This window comes from Mycobacterium sp. NGS17 (genome assembly GCF_059813205.1).
In genome coordinates this window covers 30,358-48,796 of the sequence record NZ_JCALED010000005.1, presented here as the reverse complement: position 1 = coordinate 48,796, position 18,439 = coordinate 30,358, and the positions used below count along the sequence as shown (strand labels likewise).

At 69.8% G+C, this 18,439-nt stretch carries 15 protein-coding genes and 1 pseudogene; 2 read left to right on the top strand and 14 right to left on the bottom strand.

Annotation, left to right across the window (positions count from 1 at the left end):
• Positions 1–12 precede the first annotated feature (12 nt).
• The 10 genes and pseudogenes from AC5Y7E_RS12730 to AC5Y7E_RS12685 all read right to left on the bottom strand — a co-directional run bounded on the left by AC5Y7E_RS12730 (position 13) and on the right by AC5Y7E_RS12685 (position 11,212).
• On the bottom strand, positions 13–528 hold the full coding sequence (locus AC5Y7E_RS12730; protein WP_499921785.1) for an arginine repressor: 516 nt from the start codon (positions 526–528) through the stop codon (positions 13–15).
• Positions 504–1,430, bottom strand: a complete 927-nt coding sequence (gene argF / locus AC5Y7E_RS12725; RefSeq protein ID WP_499949234.1) for an ornithine carbamoyltransferase — start codon at positions 1,428–1,430, stop codon at positions 504–506. Before argF ends, AC5Y7E_RS12730 begins: the two co-directional genes overlap by 25 nt.
• Positions 1,427–2,620: an acetylornithine transaminase gene (locus AC5Y7E_RS12720; RefSeq protein WP_499949232.1), complete on the bottom strand. Its 1,194-nt coding sequence runs from the start codon at positions 2,618–2,620 to the stop codon at positions 1,427–1,429. The genes argF and AC5Y7E_RS12720 overlap by 4 nt, the downstream gene beginning before the upstream one ends.
• Positions 2,617–3,504 (bottom strand): acetylglutamate kinase, encoded by an 888-nt coding sequence (argB, locus tag AC5Y7E_RS12715; protein ID WP_499949231.1) that lies wholly within the window; start codon positions 3,502–3,504, stop codon positions 2,617–2,619. The genes AC5Y7E_RS12720 and argB overlap by 4 nt, the downstream gene beginning before the upstream one ends.
• Positions 3,501–4,715 carry a bifunctional glutamate N-acetyltransferase/amino-acid acetyltransferase ArgJ gene (argJ, locus tag AC5Y7E_RS12710; RefSeq protein ID WP_499949229.1) on the bottom strand — a complete coding sequence of 405 codons (1,215 nt, stop codon included), beginning with the start codon at positions 4,713–4,715 and terminating at the stop codon, positions 3,501–3,503. The genes argB and argJ overlap by 4 nt, the downstream gene beginning before the upstream one ends.
• Positions 4,712–5,771 (bottom strand): annotated as a pseudogene (argC, locus tag AC5Y7E_RS12705) (N-acetyl-gamma-glutamyl-phosphate reductase). Before argC ends, argJ begins: the two are co-directional and overlap by 4 nt.
• A 30-nt stretch (positions 5,772–5,801) precedes the next feature.
• Positions 5,802–8,297, bottom strand: coding sequence for a phenylalanine--tRNA ligase subunit beta (gene pheT / locus AC5Y7E_RS12700; protein WP_499949227.1), 2,496 nt, complete (start codon positions 8,295–8,297; stop codon positions 5,802–5,804).
• Entirely contained in the window at positions 8,297–9,340 is a 1,044-nt protein-coding gene (gene pheS, locus AC5Y7E_RS12695; protein WP_499949226.1) for a phenylalanine--tRNA ligase subunit alpha, read from the bottom strand. Before pheS ends, pheT begins: the two co-directional genes overlap by 1 nt.
• A 132-nt stretch (positions 9,341–9,472) precedes the next feature.
• Positions 9,473–10,291: a rhomboid-like protein gene (locus AC5Y7E_RS12690; RefSeq protein WP_499949224.1), complete on the bottom strand. Its 819-nt coding sequence runs from the start codon at positions 10,289–10,291 to the stop codon at positions 9,473–9,475.
• Positions 10,292–10,300: 9 nt separating this feature from the next.
• Positions 10,301–11,212, bottom strand: a complete 912-nt coding sequence (locus tag AC5Y7E_RS12685; RefSeq protein WP_499921801.1) for an adenylate/guanylate cyclase domain-containing protein — start codon at positions 11,210–11,212, stop codon at positions 10,301–10,303.
• A 210-nt stretch (positions 11,213–11,422) separates the two neighbouring features.
• Between AC5Y7E_RS12685 and AC5Y7E_RS12680 the strand changes: the two genes are divergently transcribed.
• Complete coding sequence (locus tag AC5Y7E_RS12680) at positions 11,423–12,490, top strand: oxygenase MpaB family protein (protein ID WP_499921803.1); 1,068 nt, start codon at positions 11,423–11,425, stop codon at positions 12,488–12,490.
• On the opposite strand, the gene AC5Y7E_RS12675 is transcribed toward AC5Y7E_RS12680, so the two are convergent.
• The 4 genes from AC5Y7E_RS12675 to infC all read right to left on the bottom strand — a co-directional run bounded on the left by AC5Y7E_RS12675 (position 12,477) and on the right by infC (position 14,625).
• Positions 12,477–13,277 (bottom strand): TrmH family RNA methyltransferase, encoded by an 801-nt coding sequence (locus AC5Y7E_RS12675; RefSeq protein WP_499949223.1) that lies wholly within the window; start codon positions 13,275–13,277, stop codon positions 12,477–12,479. The two genes, AC5Y7E_RS12680 and AC5Y7E_RS12675, sit on opposite strands and share 14 nt — an antisense overlap.
• 19 nt (positions 13,278–13,296) lie before the next feature.
• On the bottom strand, positions 13,297–13,692 hold the full coding sequence (gene rplT, locus AC5Y7E_RS12670) for a 50S ribosomal protein L20 (protein ID WP_007776071.1): 396 nt from the start codon (positions 13,690–13,692) through the stop codon (positions 13,297–13,299).
• Positions 13,693–13,774: 82 nt separating this feature from the next.
• On the bottom strand, positions 13,775–13,969 hold the full coding sequence (gene rpmI / locus AC5Y7E_RS12665; RefSeq protein WP_066882282.1) for a 50S ribosomal protein L35: 195 nt from the start codon (positions 13,967–13,969) through the stop codon (positions 13,775–13,777).
• Positions 13,970–14,019: 50 nt separating this feature from the next.
• Positions 14,020–14,625, bottom strand: coding sequence for a translation initiation factor IF-3 (gene infC / locus AC5Y7E_RS12660; RefSeq protein ID WP_499921844.1), 606 nt, complete (start codon positions 14,623–14,625; stop codon positions 14,020–14,022).
• Between the two features lie 455 nt (positions 14,626–15,080).
• On the opposite strand from infC, the gene lysX reads away from it, so the two are divergent.
• Positions 15,081–18,413, top strand: a complete 3,333-nt coding sequence (gene lysX / locus AC5Y7E_RS12655) for a bifunctional lysylphosphatidylglycerol synthetase/lysine--tRNA ligase LysX (RefSeq protein ID WP_499949221.1) — start codon at positions 15,081–15,083, stop codon at positions 18,411–18,413.
• The last annotated feature ends 26 nt before the right edge of the window (positions 18,414–18,439 follow it).

Sequence of the window (18,439 nt, the reverse complement as noted above, 5' to 3'; positions counted from 1 at the left end):
GGTTGAAACGCTTTACGTGAGTTTTTCCAGGGTGGCGGCCAGCTCGGCGCCGGTCATCGGCTCTCGAGCGGCCACGAAGACGGTGTCATCGCCGGCGATGGTGCCGACGACGTACGGGAGCGCCGCGCGGTCGATCGCGCTGGCCAGGTAGTCGGCGGCGCCGGGCGGGGTGCGCAGCACCGCGAGGTTGGCGCTGGCGTCGGCCGACACCAGCAGTTCGCTCAGCAGCCGGGACAGCCGTGCGGTGCCGCCGGATACCCCGCGCACCGGGTTGCCGTCCTCGGGAACCATGTAGACGCCGACACCGCCGTCGGCGCCGCGCAGCTTCACCGCGCCCAGCTCTTCCAGGTCCCGCGACAGGGTGGCCTGGGTGACGTCGATGCCCTCGTCGGCCAGCAGCGCGGCCAGTTCGTTCTGGCTGCGCACCTCGGCCGACGACAGGATGGCCACGATGCGCGCCTGCCGGCCGGCCCGGGTGGTTTCGGGCGTGGTCTTCGAGCGGGTCACGAGTGGCGCTCCAAAAGCCATGCCAGCAAGGCCTTTTGGGCGTGCAGACGGTTTTCGGCCTCGTCCCAGACCACGCTGGCCGGGCCGTCCATCACCTCGTCGGTGATCTCGTCGCCGCGGTGAGCCGGAAGGCAGTGCAGCACAATCGCTTCCGGGCCTGCCAGGGACAGCAGCCGGGCGTTGATCTGGTAGGGCCAAAACGGTGTGCGGCGGTCCAGCCCGTCGTCCTCCTGCCCCATCGACGTCCAGGTGTCGGTGACCAGGACGTCGGCGCCGCGCGCGGCCGCGTCGGCGTCGGCGGTGACGGTGACCGAGGCGCCGGTGTCTTCGGCGCGCCGCCGGGCCGCTGTCACGAACGCCGGGTCTGGGGCGAAGCCGTCCGGCGCGGCGATGGTGACGTGCAGGCCGGCCGTGACGCCACCGAGCATCAGCGAGTGGGCCATGTTGTTGGCGCCGTCACCGAAATAGGTCATCCGCAACCCGGTGAGCGCGCCCTTGCGCTCGGCGATGGTCTGCAGATCGGCGAGCATTTGGCAGGGATGGAATTCGTCGGAGAGCGCGTTGACCACCGGCACCGTCGCGGTCGCGGCCATGGCCTCGAGGCGCTCCTGGCCGAACGTCCGCCAGACGATGGCCTCGACGTAGCGCGACAGCACCCGCGCGGTGTCCTCCAGGGTTTCGTCGCGGCCCAGCTGGGTGCTGCGGGCGTCGACGACGACGGCGTGCCCGCCGAGCTGGGCTATGCCCATCTCGAACGAGAACCGGGTGCGGGTGGAGTTCTTGTCGAACAGGACCGCGACCCCGCGCGGGCCCTCCAGCGGGCGGGCGCTGAAGGGATCCTTTTTCAGTTCGGCGGCCAATTGCAGCACCTCGGCCTGCTCGGTGGGCGACAGGTCGTCGTCGCGAAGGAAGTGGCGCGTCATGCGGCGGCTCCGGCGGATTCATCGAGGATGCCCGGCAGCGCCGCGACGAAGCCGTCGATCTGCGCCTCGGTGATGATCAGCGGCGGCGCCAGCCGCAGGACATCGGGTGCGGCCGCGTTCACCAGGAACCCGGCCCGGCGTGCGGCCGCTTCGGCGTCCTTGGCGCGCGGCGCGGTGAGCGCCACCCCGCAGAGCAGGCCGCGGCCGCGCACGTGGTCGATCAGCGGGTGGGCATGCGCCTCGATGCCGTGGCGCAACGACTTGCCCAGCGTCTCGGCGTGCCGGACGAGGTCCTGCTCGGCCAGCACCCGCAGCACCGCGAGCGCCGCCGCCGCGCAGATCGGATTGCCGCCGAAGGTGCTGCCGTGCAGCCCGGGGGTCATCAGGTCGGCGGCCGGGCCGACGGCCAGGCAGGCCCCGATGGGCAGTCCGCCGCCGAGCCCCTTGGCCAGCGTCACCACGTCCGGGGTGATGCCGTCGTGCTGGTGGGCGAAAAACGTTCCGGTGCGGCCCATCCCGGTCTGCACCTCGTCGAGCACCAGCAGCGCCCCGTGCCGCGCGGTGATGTCGCGCGCGGCGACGAGGTATCCCTCGGGCGGGACGACGACGCCGCTCTCCCCCATGATCGGCTCCAAGAACACGGCGGCGGTGGCATCGTCGACCGCGGCGGCCAGCGCGTCCGCGTCGCCGTAGGGCACGTGCGTGACGTCGCCGGGCAGCGGCGCGAACGGCGCCTGCTTGCTCGGCTGGCCGGTCAGCGCCAGCGATCCCATGGTTCGGCCGTGGAAAGCCTCTTGTGCGGCAATCAGTTTCGTGCGCCCGGTGAGTCGCGACAGCTTGAACGCCACCTCGTTGGCCTCGGCCCCGGAGTTGCAGAAGAACACCCGCGCGGGCACCTCGGTCCCGAGCAGCGCGACGAGTTGCTCGGCCAGCGCGACACCGGGTTCGGTGGCATACAGGTTGGAGGTGTGCCCCAGCGTCGACATCTGGTGGGTGACGGCCTCGATGATCGCGGGGTGGCGATGGCCCAGGACGTTGACCGCGATCCCGCCGAGCAGGTCGAGGTAGGCCTTGCCGTCCACGTCGGTGACCACAGCGCCGTCCCCGCTGGCCAGGGCCATCGGCGGGGTGCCGTAGTTGTTCATCATCACGGCTTCCCACCGCTGTTTGATGGCGTCGGTATGGCTCACAGGCACACCACCTTGGTGCCGGTGCCCGCATCGGTGAACAGCTCGACCAGCACGCAGTGTTCGACGCGTCCGTCGATGACGTGCGCGCTGGGCACGCCCGCGGTCACCGCCCGCAGGCACGCCTCGACTTTGGGAATCATGCCCGCCTCCAGCGTGGGTAGCAGTTGCGACAAAGTGCCGGCGTCGATTTCGCTGACCAGCGAACCGCGGTCCGGCCAGCTGGTGTACAGGCCTTCGACATCGGTGAGCATCAATAGCTTTTCGGCGCGCAGCGCTTCGGCCAGCGCCGCCGCGGCGGTGTCGGCGTTGATGTTGTGCACCACGCCTTCGGCATCCGGGGCCAGCGTCGAGACCACCGGAATACGCCGTGCGGCAATCAGATCCAGCACCGCGGCGGTGTTGACCCGTTCGACATCGCCGACCAGGCCGATGTCGGTGGCCACGCCGTCCACGGTGACGCTGCGCCGCACCGCGGTGAACAGCTGGGCGTCCTCGCCGGTGATGCCGACGGCATACGGTCCGTGCGCGTTGATCAGGTTGACCAGTTCGCGGCCGACCTGGCCGAACAAGACCATCCGCGCCACGTCGAGCACTTCCGGTGTGGTGACCCGGAATCCACCCTTGAAGTCCCCGGGGATGGCGAGCCGGCGCAGCATCGCGCTGATCTGGGGGCCGCCGCCGTGCACCACCACGGGGTGAACGCCGCAGTTGCGCAGGAAAGCCATGTCGGCGGCGAAGGCGTGCCGCAGCGTGTCGTCGGTCATGGCGTTGCCGCCGTACTTGATGACGACGACCTTGCCGTGCAGCTGCTTGAGCCAGGGCAGGGCTTCGGCGAGCACCTGCGCCTTAACCGCGGTAGGTAGGGCTTCCGTTGAGGCGCTCATGAGCTGTAGGCCGAATTCTCTTCGACGTAGCCGTGGGACAGGTCGGTGGTCCGGATGGTGACCCGGCCGTCGCCGAGCGCCAGATCGACCGTGATGTCGATGTCGGGTCCCGAGAGGTCCACCGCACGCGCGCCCGGGGCCCCGGCCCCCTCGGCGAAGACCTCGAAGCCGTTGAACGACACGGTGATCCGGTCGGGGTCCAGGGCGACGGGCGCCATACCGACAGCGGCGAGCACCCGGCCCCAGTTGGGATCCGAGCCGAACACCGCCGTCTTGACCAGGGAGTCGCGGGCGATCGTCCGGGCGGCGACCAGCGCGTCGTCCTCGGAGGCCGCCCCCTGCACGGTGACATTGACCCGCTTGGTGACGCCTTCGGCGTCGGCCTGCAGCTGGGCGCACAGGTCATCGCACACCCGCAGCACCGCCTCGTCGAGATCGGCCTGGCTGGGGGCGATTTCGCTGGCGCCCGACGCGAGCAGCAGCACCGTGTCGTTGGTCGAGCACGCGCCGTCGATGTCGAGCCGGTCGAAGGTGCGGGCGCTGGCGTTCCGCAGAGCGGAGTCCAGGGCCGCGGCGTCGACGGCCGCGTCGGTGGTGAGCACACAGAGCATCGTGGCCAGCGACGGCGCGAGCATGCCGGCGCCCTTGGCCATCCCGCCGACCGTCCAGTTGCCCGGATGGTGCAGCGCAACCTGTTTGGGCACCGTGTCGGTGGTCATGATCGCCTGGGCCGCCTCGTCGCCGCCGGACAGCCCACCGGCCATCTCCTGCACGATCGCGCGCACCCCGGCGAGCACCTTGTCCATCGGCAACCGGTCGCCGATCAACCCCGTCGAGCACACCGCGACCTCGACGGCGCCGGTTTCGGTTCCCCAATCCGACAGCGCGGCCGCGACGGCTTCCGCGGTGGCGTGCGTGTCCTGAAACCCGCCCGGTCCGGTGCAGGCGTTGGCGCCGCCGGAGTTGAGGATCACCGCGCGCAGCGCGCCGGTGCTCAGCACCTGCTGGCTCCACAGCACCGGCGCGGCTTTGATTTTGTTGCGGGTGAACACCCCGGCCGCCGCGTAGTCGGGTCCTTCGTTGAGGACCAGGGCCAGGTCGGGATTGCCCGAGGCCTTGATCCCGGCGGCGATGCCGGCGGCCCGGAATCCGGCCGGCGCGGTGACGCCTTGTTCGCGCAGCAACCGCGCCTCGGCCGCGGTGGACGTCACGGCGCCACCCCGATCACCGAAAGGCCGTCGGTTTCCGGCCAACCCAGCGCCAGGTTCATCGATTGCACGGCGGCTCCGGCCGTTCCCTTGACCAGGTTGTCGATCGCGGCGATCGCCACGAACGTGCTCGCCGCCTCGTCGACCGCGACGGCGATGTGCGCCGCGTTGCTGCCGATCACGGCCCCGGTGCGGGGCAGTTGTCCTTCGGGCAGCAGGTGGATGAAAGGTTCTGCGTGGTAAGCCTTTTCGTAGGCTTCGCGCAGCCGCGGCAGCGGCGCCCGCGTGCGTGCGGTGCATGTCGCCAGGATGCCGCGCGACGTCGGGATGAGCACCGGGGTGAACGACACGGTGACGTCGCGACCCGTGACGGCGCCCAGGCCCTGGGCGATCTCGGGGGTGTGCCGGTGCGCCCCGGCGATGTTGTAGGCCCGCGCCGAGCCGATGACCTCCGCGCCCAGCAGGTCGGTCTTGGCGGCGCGGCCGGCCCCGGAGGTGCCGCTGACGGCGACCACGGTGACGGCGGGCTCGATGAGGTCGGAGGCCACCGCGGGCAGCAACGCCAGCAGCGCCGCCGTCGGGTAGCAGCCCGGTACCGCGATGCGCCGCGCGCCGCGCAACCGCTCGCGCGCGCCGGGCAACTCCGGCAGCCCGTACGGCCAGCTGCCGGCGTGCGGCGATCCGTAGAACCGCTCCCAGGCGGAAGCGTCGGTGAGCCGGAAGTCGGCGCCGCAGTCGATGATCAGCGTGTCGGGGCCGAGCTGCTGCGCCAGCGCGGCCGAATGGCCGTGCGGCAGGGCCAGGAACACGACGTCGTGGCCGGCGAGCGCGGCGAGGTCGGTCGGTTCGACCACGCGCTGGGCCAGCGGTGTCAGGTGCGGGTGGTGCTCGCCGAGCGTGCTGCCGGCGCTGGCGGCCGCGGTCACCGCGCCGATCGTCAGGCGCCCGTGCGCGTAGGCCGGGTGCCCGAGCAGCAGGCGTAGGATTTCACCGCCGGCGTATCCGCTGGCACCGGCAACCGCCACCTTCATCCCGTCGGCCATTCCGCCGATTCTGCATGGTTATGCAGTGGTTTGCAAATCCATTCCACTAGGCGCGCAGCTCCGCGCCGACCGCCTCGGCCGCGCGGCGGACCGCCGCATCGCGGGCCGCGGTGGCGTCGTCCTCGGTCAGCGTGCGATCGGGCGCGCGGAACCGCAGCGCGAACGTCAGCGACTTGCGGTCCTCGCCGATCTGCGGGCCGGTGAACACGTCGAACAATTGAAGGTCTTCGAGCAACTCCCCCGCGCCCTCGCGTACCGCGTCGGCCACCGCCTGGGCCGGTACGTGTGCGGGCACCACCAGGCTGAGGTCCTGGAACACCGCCGGGAACGGCGACACCCGGGGCGCGGGCAGGGTCAGCGGGATGGGCATCGCGTCCAGGTTCAGCTCGAGGGCGCAGGTGCCCCTGGGCAGCCCGGAGCGCTCGGTCACCGCGGGATGCAGCTGGCCCGCATGACCGACCGGGGTATCCCCGACGAGCACTTCGGCGCACCGCCCCGGATGCCACGGCAGGTACTGCGCCGCGCGCAAACGTACGTCGATCCCGCTGGCGCGGGCGATGATGCGCACCGCCTCGAACGCGTCGGCGGCCTCGGCGCGGCGGCCGGAACCCCAGGGTCCGCGGCGCTCGCGCAGGCCGGCCAGGACCGCCGCGACGTGCTGCGGTTGCCGCGGCAACGACGCGTCGAGCGCGGCGATTTCGCCGTCGGTGGGCCGGCGATCCACGGGAATGAGCTCCACGGCGCGGGTTTCCGCCGTCGGCTGGACCACCTGCGCCACGGCATACAGCGAGATGTCGACCAGGCCGCGAGAGACGTTGCGCACCAAGGCTTCCAGCAACGCGGGCAACAGCGTGGTGGCCAGCTGCGGGCGGTCGGCCTCGAGCGGGTTGAGCACGTCGGTGGTGGTCCGCCGTGGGTCGTCGGCCGCCAGGCCCCACAGGTCGAAGACACCGGCGGGCAGAAACGGGGTCGGCAGGATCTCGACGTACCCGGACTGTGCCAAAGACCTGCCGATGGCGCGGCGGCGCTTTTGCACCGCGGACAGGCCACGGCCGGCCGGCGCCGACGGTAGCACCGACGAAATGACTTCCAGCCCCTCGAGCCGCAGCACCTCCTCGACGAGGTCGGCCGGCTGCGCGAGATCGGGCCGCCAGCTCGGTGGGGTCACCATCAGAATGCCGTCGCGCTCCGCCACGCCGGCGCCGATCTGGGTGAGCCGCTTGGCGGTCGTACCCGGCGCATAGCCCACGCCGGCGACGCGATCCGGCAGGTCGACGGCGATCTCGAGGGGCGGGAGCGACCAGTCGTCGCGCGGCGGGTCACCGCGCCAATCGGTCAGGCCGTCGCCGACCTCCCCGCCGGCGATGTCGGCGAGCAGCGTGGCGCACCGGTCGAGCGCGGCCACCGAGATGGCCGGGTCCACGCCGCGCTCGTAGCGACGCGCGGCTTCGCTGGGCAGGTGCAGCCTGCGCTGGGTGCGCGAGACGGCGGCGGGATCCCAGACCGCGGCCTCGAGCAGCACGTCGGTCGAGTCGGCGCGCACCTCGGTGCTCGCCGCGCCCATCACGCCGCCGATCGCGGCGGTCGCCGTGTCGTCAACGATGAGGACGTCAGCCGGCTCGAGTTTGCGCTCGATGTCGTCGAGGGTCACCACGGTCTCGCCGGGCCGGGCGAACCGCACGCCGAAGCTCCCGGTGATCCGCTTGCGGTCGTGGGCGTGCATGGGGTGGCCGAGCTCGAGCATCACGTAATTGGTCACGTCGACCGCCGGGGAGGTCGCGCGGATGCCGGACAGCAGCAGCCGGCGCTGCAGCCACCACGGCGACACGGCCGCGGGGTCGATGCCAATGACCGGGCGCAGCGCGAAACGCCGCACCCCGGTGCCGGGCTGCACGGTCAGCGGCCACGCCTCCCCGTCGACCGGCAGCGGCTTGACCACCTGGCTGCCGGCGGGATCGACGTAGTCGAGGTCGTAGGCGCAGGCGATCTCGCGGGCCAGGCCGCGCAGCGACATGCAGTAGCCGCGATCGGGCGTGATCGCCAGGTGGAAGATCACGTCGTCGAGTCCAAGCACCGCCGCGCCGCCGGCTCCCGGATCGGCGGTGCCCGGGGGCAGCACCAGGATCCCCGAGTGGTCGGCGCCCATGCCGAGTTCTGCTGCCGAGCAGATCATCCCGTCGGAGTTGCGGCCGTAGGTCTTGCGGGCGGCGATGGTGAAGTCACCGGGCAATGTGGTGCCCGGCAGCGCCGCGACGATGAGGTCGCCCACCACGAAGTTGGTTGCACCACAGACGATTTCGCGGACGCTGCCCGCGCCGACGTCGACGTGGCAGAACCGGATCGGCTTCTTGAAACCGGTGAGTTCTTCGATGGCGGTCACCCGGCCCACGGTCAGCGGGCCCTCGACCGGCCCGAGGGTGATCACCTCTTCGACCTCGTGGCCGATGCGCACCAATGTCTGTTCGAGCTCGTCTGGGGTGACGTCCCACTCCGGCGCCCCAGCCGCCACGATCTCACGTAGCCAGCTGTACGGAACGCGCATCAGGCACCCACCCCGAACGGCAGCGAGAAGCGGACGTCGCCCTCGACCATGTCGCGCATGTCCGGAATGCCGTTGCGGAACTGCAACGTCCTTTCCAGCCCCATGCCGAATGCGAAGCCGGAGTACGCATCCGGGTCAATCCCGGCGGCGCGCAAGACGGTCGGATGCACCATCCCGCAGCCGCCCCACTCCACCCAGCCGGGGCCGCCCTTCTTGCCGACGAACCAGACGTCGACCTCGGCGGACGGTTCGGTGAACGGGAAGAAGTGCGGCCGGATCCGGGTGCGCGCCTCGGGACCGAACTCGGCGCGTGCGAACGCGTCCAGCGTTCCCCGCAGGTGCGCCATGGTCAGGCCGCGGTCCACCGCCAAGCCCTCGACCTGGTGGAAGACCGGCGTGTGGGTGGCGTCGAGTTCGTCGGTGCGAAACGTCCGGCCGATCGACACGATGTAGACGGGTAGCTCGCGGGCGAGCAGGGTGCGCACCTGCACGGGCGAGGTGTGGGTACGCAGCAGTTGGCGGGAACCGTCGGGCGCGACGTAGAAGGTGTCCTGTTCGCTGCGGGCGGGGTGGTCGGCCGGGAAGTTGAGCGCGTCGAAGTTGAACTGCTCGGTCTCGACCTCCGGGCCCTCCGCGAGTTCCCAGCCCATGGCGATGAAGGTGTCGGCGATGTGCTCGGCCAGGATCGTGATCGGGTGCCGGGCGCCGGCCGGCTGCCGCGTCGAGGGCAGCGTGACGTCGATGCCTTCGGCGATCAGCACCGCGGCGTCGCGTTCGGCGCGCAAAACCGCGAGTCGCTCGTCGTAACCGTGTTGGGCTTCGGTTCGGGCGGCGTTGACCCGCTTGCCCGCGTCGGCGCGCTCGTCTTTGGGGACGCCGCCCAGGGCCTGGCGCGCCAGCGCCAGCGGTGAGCGGTCACCGAGGTGCTCGGTTTTGACCCGCGCCAAACTGTCGAGATCGCCGGCACGCGTGAATGCCTCCCGGGCCGCGCTGACCGCTTGGGCCAGGGCTTCCGGCGACAGGTCGACGGGTCGATCGGCCACGCGGCGACACTCTCCTTGCTTCAAGGTTGGCTGCACATTGCCCGCAGCAAGTGCTGATCATAGTGATTCGGCGCGTGGCGCCTGGCGGGCGCTGGCAGCTAAGCCGGGCGCAGCGGGCGGCCGGGAGCTGGCTTAACCGGCGACGGCCGGCTGCGGACCGCCCAGCGCGTCGTCGACGTCGAACGGCACGGCCGTCAGGCGGCGGCCGCCGGCCAACTTCGCCACCTGGTAGGCCACGAAGGCGCCGACGAGTCCGAACACCGGGGTCGCCGCAAGGGTCCCCCAGTGGTGGGCCAGCATCAGGAAGCCGAAGCCCGAGGACGCCGCCAACATCAGGTACCGCGCCGGCGTCCAGTGGATCGGCTGCCGGAACCGGGCGGAGACCAGCACGCCGAGGATCACGGCGACGGTGTGCCCGGCGTCGGTGAAATCACCGCCCACGATCGCCGAAACGATGCCCGCCGATACCCACCAGCCGACCCAGGCGGCCCGCCAGCGGGAGGGAATCACGGCCGTCATCGCGCCGAGCACGGCCAGGGCGCCGTAGCTCATTCCGACGTCGCTGGCCCGGGTGATCGACAAGGGCAACCACCCGAATTCGACCGACGCGGCCAGCGCGGCCGCCACCAGGAGCGTCGCACCGATGTGGCCGACGACGAAGGCCACCACCAGCCGAATGGTGCGCAGGTGCAGCTCGGCGAGCGCCAGCAGGCAGGTCAGGAAGGGCAGCCAGAAGTAGAGCGGGCCGGCGTCGACCACCAGCGCACTGCCCAGCAGCGTGCCGAGGTGGCCGTGGGCGAGGTTGTGCACGTTGGTGCTGGCGCGCGCAACGATGACGTCATGTGCCTGCGGGCCCAGGGCCAGGATGGCGCAGCTGATGGCAAGCAGCAGCGCCGCGTACCCGAGCGTGAATCGCACCCGGGCGAGCCGGGAGAAGATGCCCCCTAACATTGGCGTCCATTATGGCTGCGGTGTCGCTTCTTCTGTGTCATCAGAGCCTGACAACTCCTTAAGAGTCTTGAGGCGATAGATCGCCAAATCGTCGGGAATGCCGGCGGGCTTCGGCGCGAAGACCGGCTTCCTCGTGCGTTTGGCCTCGACGCCCAACGCGTCCAACTCGCTTTGCGGTATGAGATCCAACGTTGAACTCGACACCATGATTCCACCCTTGGTGGCTCTTTCCATAACTCGTGCGGCGATGTTCACATCGACACCAAGCCAGTCCGCGGCCAATCGCTGCGGTCGCCCGGTGTGGATGCCGACCCGCATCCGCGGCGTGTGACCGGCCACCTCGACCGATTTCAGCGCCTTCTTGGCGGTCAGCACGGCCCGCACGGCGACGGTCGGATCGCCGAAGACCGCCATGAGGCCGTCGCCCATTCGCTTGACGATGTGTCCGCCCGCGTCGAGCAGCGGTGGCTCGAGGGCCCGCGCCACCTGCCGAAGCAGCGCCAGCGCCGCGTCATCGCCGACCTCCAGGGACCAGGTGGAGAAGCCGACCAGGTCGGTGAAGACCAGCGTCACCTCCGGATTGGCCGGCCGGCGCGACACTCCCTCTGTCAACGCCTGCCAGAGCTGCAGCACACCGAGGCTGACCTCGCGGGACACGGCGTCGCCGTCTCCCAGTAGCCGATCGGCCGCACGCGCCGCGGCGCGCGGACCGCCCTCGCCCGCCGTGGACAGCGGATCGCCGAAGTCGGGGTCGCCGGGCAGCAGCCGGCGCGCACGCCGGACGAACGCGACCGCCCCGGGGCTGCGGTTGCGGCTGTGCAGCCATTGGGTCGCGCTGTGTACCGGAGAGCGTTGCGGAGCGGATTGCGCTTGGGTCTCGTCGGGCTCACCCGGGTCCAGATCGCGACGCGCGAGTTCCACCAGGCCAGGTTATTTGGTTTCGTCGAAGGCAGGCAACGACGGTCCCGGCCGGGTCCGGCGGATGTGTCACATCTCGCATCAAAGCGCCTGATCACGATGGCGCCACACCGATGTGGAAGCTCGATAACACCCGAGCGAACACATCCCGGAAATCATAGACAACGTTCGTTGTCAAAGTTATCGTGAGCGCAACTGGAGCAGGAGGCCGCGATGACTGGCACTGTGCACGCTTCCGGGTCGGAAGCCGTCGATCCGCTCGGCCCAGATTCCCTGACCTGGAAGTACTTTGGCGATCTGCGCACCGGAATGATGGGCGTCTGGATCGGGGCGATCCAGAACATGTATCCCGAACTCGGCGCGGCGGTCGAGGAGCATTCGATCCTGCTGCGGGAGCCGCTGCAGCGGGTGGCGCGGTCGGTCTACCCGATCATGGGCGTGGTCTACGACGGCGACCGGGCATCGCAGACGGGACGCCAGATCACCAGCTACCACCACACCATCAAGGGGACCGACGCCGCAGGGCGGCGCTATCACGCGCTCAACCCGGAGACCTTCTACTGGGCGCACGCCACGTTCTTCATGCTGATCGTCAAGGTGGCCGAATACTTCTGCGGCGGCCTGACCGAGGCCGAGAAGCGGCAGCTGTTCGCCGAGCACGTGCAGTGGTACCGGATGTACGGGATGAGCATGCGGCCGGTGCCCGGATCGTGGGAGGAATTCCAGGAGTACTGGGAGCGGGTCTGCCGCGAGGAGCTGGAGATCAACCGGGCGACACTGGACATCTTCGAGATACGCATCCCGAAGCCGAAGTTCGTCCTGGTCCCCACCCCGATCTGGGACCAGCTCTTCAAGCCGCTGGTCGCCGGCCAGCGCTGGATCGCGGCCGGGCTCTTCGAACCGGCGGTGCGCGAGAAGGCCGGCATGCGCTGGACCCCGGGCGACGAGGTGTTGCTGCGGCTGTTCGGCAAGGCCGTCGAGTTGGCGTTCCTGGCGGTTCCCGACGAGATCCGGCTGCACCCGCGCGCGCTGGCGGCCTACCGGCGCGCCGAGGGACGGCTGCCCAGCGACGCCCCGCTGGTCGAGGCGCCGCCGTTCATGGCGCCGCCGCGCGACCGGCGCGGCCTGCCGATGCATTACTTCCCGCCGCCGCCCAGGTCGCCACTCGAACCCGCCCGGGCGCTGATGGAACGCGCGGGTTCCCTGGTGCACACGACCCTGTCGCTCGCCGGCCTGCGCGCCGGGCGGGGCAGGCCCAAACGGCCGGCTAAGGCCGCGTAGGCAGGCCCAGCGCCCGCGCGCTCTGATACAGACAGATGGCCGCGGCCGACGCCACGTTCAGACTCTCCGCGCCGCCGGCCATGGGGATGCGCATCCGGTGGTCGGCCACCGCCGCGATTTCGGTTGGCAGACCGTGTGATTCGGGGCCGAACAGCCACGCCGTCGGCGCGCCGAGAAGTTCGGCGGCCTCGTCGAGCCGTGTCTCACCGTCCACGGTGGTGGCGAGCAGCTGCAGGCCCGCCGCACGCACCGCGTCGAGGGCGGCAGCCGTGTCGGGCGCGACCGCGACCGGGAGCGAGAAGATGCTGCCCGCCGACGCGCGCAGGCACTTGCCGTTGTACGGGTCGACGCTGTGGCCGCCGAAGATGACGCCGGACGCACCCATCGCGTCCGCGAGGCGAATGAGGGTGCCCGCGTTGCCCGGCTCGCTGATCTCGACCGCGACCGCGACCAGCCGAGGCGAGCCGGCCAGCGCGTCCTGAAGGCGGGTGGCCGGCGTTTCGCACACGGCGACCAGCCCGGCCGGGGTGACGGTGTCGGACAACGCTTTCGCCGCGCGCTCGGTGACCGGGTGCACCGGGCACCGCGCGGAACCCAAGGTCGCCAGCAGCGACGCATGACGCTGCTGGGCGGCCTCGGTGACGAAGACGTCGCGAACCAGCCCGCGGCGGACGGCGGCCGCCACGAGGTTGGGGCCCTCGGCGAGGAACCGGCCCGCCCGCCGGCGGGCGACGTGGCGGTGCAGCTTGACCGCCGCGGCGACCCTGGCCGAACGTTCGGTCAGCACCTGGCCGGTCCGCGCGCAGTTAGGCCGCTTCTCCCGAATCCGAGGGAGCGTTGACATCCTCGGGCAGTGCCGCCCGCGCGATGTCGACCAGCGCCGTGAACGCGGCCGGGTCGGCGATCGCGATGTCGGACAGGTTCTTTCGGTCCACTTCCACACCGGCGGCCTTGAGGCCCTGGATCAGCCGGTTGTAGGTGATGTCATTGGCGCGTGCCGCCGCGTTGATCCGCGAGATCCACAGTTTACGGAACTCGCCCTTGCGCGCGCGACGGTCGCGGTAGGCGTAGTTCAGTGAATGAAGTTGCTGCTCTTTGGCCTTGCGGTAGAGCCGGGATCGCTGGCCGCGATAGCCCTTCGAGGCCTTGAGGATGCTGCGCCTCTTCTTGTGGGCGTTGACCGCCCGCTTCACGCGTGCCATTGGATGTTCCTACTCTCGTTCACAAATTAGTTGGTCGGGTCGCCGTGCCAGCTCGCAACTACGGGTCTGGCCGGCGTGGTGGTCAGCCGTTCAGCAGGCTGTTAACACGCTTGGTGTCGTTGGCCGACACCGTCGTCCGGCCGTCGAGGCGGCGGGTCCGCTTGGTCGGCTTGTGCTCGAGCAGATGCCGACGGTTGGCCTGCTGGCGCACGATCTTGCCGGTACCGGTGCGCCGGAACCGCTTTGACGCCCCGCTGTGGGTCTTGGCTTTGGGCATGTTTCCTCTGTTCTGTGGAGTACTTGAGCTCTTACGGAGTCTCGCGTGGGTCAGTTCGACGAAGGTTCGGCTTCGGCGGCCGCATCGTCCGGGACCGGGCCGGCCCCGGGTCCCTCCGGATGCCGCGCCTTGGCGCGAGTCTTCGCGCCGCGATGCGGTGCCAGCACCATCGTCATGTTGCGGCCGTCCTGCTTGGCGGACGTTTCGACGAAGCCGTATTCGGCCACGTCCGCACCCAGGCGCTGCAGCAATCGATAGCCCAGCTCGGGCCGCGACTGCTCACGTCCGCGGAACATGATGGTGACCTTCACCTTCGATCCCGCTTCCAGGAAGCGGATGACGTGACCCTTTTTGGTCTCGTAATCGTGATCGTCGATCTTCGGTCGCAGCTTTTGTTCTTTGACGACGGTCTGCTGCTGGTTACGGCGGGATTCGCGCGCCTTTTGCGCCGCTTCGTATTTGAACTTGCCGTAGTCCATGATCTTGCAGACCGGGGGTCTGGCATTAGGGGCAACTTCGACGAGGTCGAGATCGGCGTCCGCAGCGACGCGCAGTGCGTCTTCGATGCGCACGATGCCTACCTGCTCTCCCCCTGGGCCGATCAACCGGACTTCAGGTACGCGAATGCGCTCGTTGACGCGGGTCTCAGTGCTGATGGGGCCTCCCTTGTTGGGCTTCTCTATGTCCTGCGGTGACGACTGCCTGGGTCGGTCCGGGAATCAGCGGCGGAGACACCACACCACTAGCAAAAAAGCCCTGCATCAGCAGGGCCCAATGCCGACCGATCGCGGCTGGAACTACTCGAGCCGCCCGCGTTGCCCGCGGAACAGGCATCCGCGATGCCTGTGACCGGACCGCCAAACCTTCGAAGATCCGCACAGGGATTTCGTCGGCTCGCGGTGGGAGTGGGACTCCACTTAACTGTTCCTGGCATTCGCCGGGATGGTCGCAGGCGCTAGTTTAGCAGCCTTGAGGTGCCGCTTAGCACTTCGGCCGGGCGCACGGGCCCGAACCGGCCGGGGTAGGGTCCGAAAAACGTGTCCAACTAGTGCCCGCCACACTTAACGGTTACACAAGCTTTTCCCGGATTGAGCGCATATCCTCGCGGTCTGTGACTCTCGCATCTCCTCGTTCGGGGCCGCGTGTGGGACCCGGCGGTCGGTCGAACTCGCGGTACCGCTGGGTGCCGGCGGCGGCGGGGTGGACCGTGGGCGTCATCGCCACGGTCTCGCTGCTCGGGAGCGTGTCCCCGCTGATCAGGTACTTGATCAAAGTGCCGCGCGAGTTCATCAACGACTATCTCTTCAACTTCCCGGACACCAGCATCGCGTGGTCGTTCATCCTGGCCCTGCTGGCCGCGGCCCTGACCGCGCGTAAGCGCATCGCCTGGGTGCTGTTGCTGGCCAACATGATTCTGGCCGCGGCGCTCAACGCCGCCGACATCGCCGCGGGCGACAACACCGCCGCCCAGATCTTCGGCGAGAACCTCGGGTTCGCCCTGCATATCGTGGCGATCGTCCTGCTGGTGTTGGCCTACCGGGAGTTCTGGGCCAAGGTCCGCAAGGGCGCCCTGGTCAAGGCCGCCGCGGTACTGGTCGCCGGCGACGTGGTGGGGATTCTGGTGTCCTGGGGTCTGGTCGAGTTGTTTCCGGGCACCCTCGCCCGCCAGGACCGCCTGCCCTACGTGGCCAACCGGGTGGTCGGTTTCGCGCTGGCGGATCCGGATCTGTTCACCGGCCGGCCGCACGTGTTCCTCAACGCGATCTTCGGGTTGTTCGGTGCGCTGGCGCTGATCGTGGCGACGATCGTGCTGTTCCAATCCCAGCGCGCGGAGAACGCGTTGACCGGTGAGGACGAATCGGCGATCCGCGGGCTGCTCGAGCTGTACGGCAAGAACGACTCGCTGGGCTACTTCGCCACCCGCCGCGACAAGTCGGTGGTCTTCGCCCAGAGCGGGCGCGCCGCGATCACCTACCGGGTCGAGATCGGCGTCTGCCTGGCCAGCGGCGACCCGATCGGTGATCCGAGGGCGTGGCCGCAGGCCGTCGACGCCTGGCTGGGTCTGTGCCAGACCTACGGCTGGGCGCCCGGTGTGATGGGCGCCAGCACCCAGGGGGCGCGGGCGTATCGCGAAGGCGGTCTGAACGCGCTCGAGCTGGGCGACGAAGCCATCCTGCGGACTTCCGATTTCAAACTGTCCGGGCCCGACATGCGCGGGGTGCGTCAGGCCGTAACCCGGGCCCGCCGGGCGGGGCTGACCGTGCGGATCCGGCGGCACCGCGACATCACCGCTGACGCGATGGCCGACACCATCTCCCGCGCCGACGCCTGGCGGGACACCCAGACCGAGCGTGGCTTTTCCATGGCCCTGGGCCGGCTCGGTGATCCCGCCGACGGGGATTGCCTGCTGGTCGAAGCGCTGGACCGCGACGGCAACGTCGTGGCGATGCTGTCGCTGGTTCCCTGGGGCACCACCGGCGTTTCCCTGGACTTGATGCGCCGTTCGCCGCAATCCCCCAACGGCACCATCGAGCTGATGGTCAGCGACCTGGCATTGGGCGCCGAAGCCCTTGGCATCACCCGCATTTCACTGAACTTCGCGATGTTCCGCTCGGCGTTCGAACAGGGCGCTCAGCTCGGCGCCGGTCCCGTCGCCCGGCTGTGGCGGGGGCTGCTGCTCTTCTTCTCGCGGTGGTGGCAGCTGGAGACCCTCTACCGCTCGAACATGAAATACCAACCGGAGTGGGTGCCGCGCTACGCCTGTTACGAGGACGCCCGCCTGATTCCCCGGGTCGGCGTCGCTTCGGCCCTCGCGGAGGGCTTCCTGGTGTTGCCGTTCGGCCGGCGCAAGACGCACACCGGCCACTACCCCGCCGTCCCGCCGCGCTTGGCGGAATCCGGGCTGCTCCATCACGACGGCAGCGCCCCGGACGTCAGCGGGCTGCGGGAGCGCCGCGAGTCCGCCGACGAGGAGGAGTTCAGGTCCCGCCTGCCCGAACAGGTTCGAGTGCGGCTGGCCAAGCTGAAGATCTTGCAGCGCGAGGGGGTCGACGCGTATCCGGTCGGAGCTCCGCCCAGCCACACCGTCGCCAGGGCGCTCGACGCAGACGATGACGCCGACATCACCGTCTCGGGCCGGATCTTGCGGATCCGTGACTACGGCGGGGTGCTGTTCGCCCACCTGCGCGACTGGTCGGGGGAAATGCAAGTGCTGCTGGACAATTCGCAGCTGCAGCGGGGCCGGACCGCCGACTTCACCGCGGCCATCGACCTGGGCGACCTGGTCGAGGTGTCCGGCCACATGGGCTTTTCCAAGAAGGGCAGCCGCTCGCTGATCGTCGCCGACTGGCGAATGATCGGTAAGTGCCTGCGGCCGTTGCCGAACAAGTGGAAGGGGCTGACCGACCCGGAGGCGCGGGTGCGGACGCGCTACGTCGACCTGGCCGTCAATCCCGAGTCGCGTGAGTTGATCAAGGCGCGCAGCGAGGTGTTGCGCTCGGTCAGGCAGACGCTGTTCGCCAGGGACTTCATCGAGGTCGAGACCCCGATCCTGCAGCAGATCCACGGCGGGGCCACCGCGCGGCCCTTCGTCACGCACATCAACACCTACGACCTGGACCTGTTCCTGCGCATCGCGCCGGAGCTCTACCTGAAGCGGCTGTGTGTCGGCGGCGTCGAGCGAGTCTTCGAGCTGGGCCGGGCTTTTCGCAACGAGGGTGTCGACTTCAGCCACAACCCGGAATTCACCCTGCTGGAGGCCTACCAGGCGCACGCCGACTACAAGGTGTGGATCGACGGATGCCGCGAGCTCATCCAGAATGCCGCCCAGGCCGCGCACGGCGAGCAGACCGTGCTGCGCGCCGGGGCCGAAGGGCGGCTGGAACCGGTCGACATCTCCGGGGTGTGGGCGGTCAAGACCGTCCATGACGCCGTGTCCGAGGCGCTGGGCGAGCGCATCGACCCGGCCACTCCGCTGTCGGTCTTGCGCAAGTTCTCCGACGCCGCACACGTCCCCTATCGGGCGCACTGGGATGCCGGCGCGGTGGTGTTGGAGCTGTACGAGCACCTGGTCGAGGACCGGACCGAGGAGCCGACGTTCTATATCGACTTCCCGACGTCGGTGTCGCCGTTGACGCGGCCGCACCGCACCCAACCGGGCGTCGCCGAGCGGTGGGACCTGGTGGCGTGGGGCGTCGAGCTGGCCACCGCCTACAGCGAGCTCACCGACCCCGTCGAGCAGCGCCGCCGCCTGCAGGAGCAATCGCTGTTAGCTGCCGGCGGCGATCCCGAGGCGATGGAGCTCGACGAGGACTTCCTGCAGGCGATGGAATACGCGATGCCGCCCACCGGCGGGCTCGGGATGGGCATCGATCGGCTCGTCATGCTCATAACGGGACGCAGCATCCGCGAGACGTTGCCATTCCCGCTGGCCAAACCGCATTAGCGGCGGCCGCATCCGTCCAGAAAGCC

What these genes read in the sequence shown, in the direction of transcription:
- AC5Y7E_RS12730 (WP_499921785.1), bottom strand. Translation starts at nt 528, where the DNA reads ATGGCTTTTGGAGCGCCACTCGTGACCCGCTCGAAGACCACGCCCGAA.
- argF (WP_499949234.1), bottom strand. Translation starts at nt 1,430, where the DNA reads ATGACGCGCCACTTCCTTCGCGACGACGACCTGTCGCCCACCGAGCAG.
- argB (WP_499949231.1), bottom strand. Translation starts at nt 3,504, where the DNA reads ATGAGCGCCTCAACGGAAGCCCTACCTACCGCGGTTAAGGCGCAGGTG.
- pheT (WP_499949227.1), bottom strand. Translation starts at nt 8,297, where the DNA reads ATGCGCGTTCCGTACAGCTGGCTACGTGAGATCGTGGCGGCTGGGGCG.
- AC5Y7E_RS12690 (WP_499949224.1), bottom strand. Translation starts at nt 10,291, where the DNA reads ATGTTAGGGGGCATCTTCTCCCGGCTCGCCCGGGTGCGATTCACGCTC.
- AC5Y7E_RS12680 (WP_499921803.1), top strand. Translation starts at nt 11,423, where the DNA reads ATGACTGGCACTGTGCACGCTTCCGGGTCGGAAGCCGTCGATCCGCTC.
- rplT (WP_007776071.1), bottom strand. Translation starts at nt 13,692, where the DNA reads ATGGCACGCGTGAAGCGGGCGGTCAACGCCCACAAGAAGAGGCGCAGC.
- rpmI (WP_066882282.1), bottom strand. Translation starts at nt 13,969, where the DNA reads ATGCCCAAAGCCAAGACCCACAGCGGGGCGTCAAAGCGGTTCCGGCGC.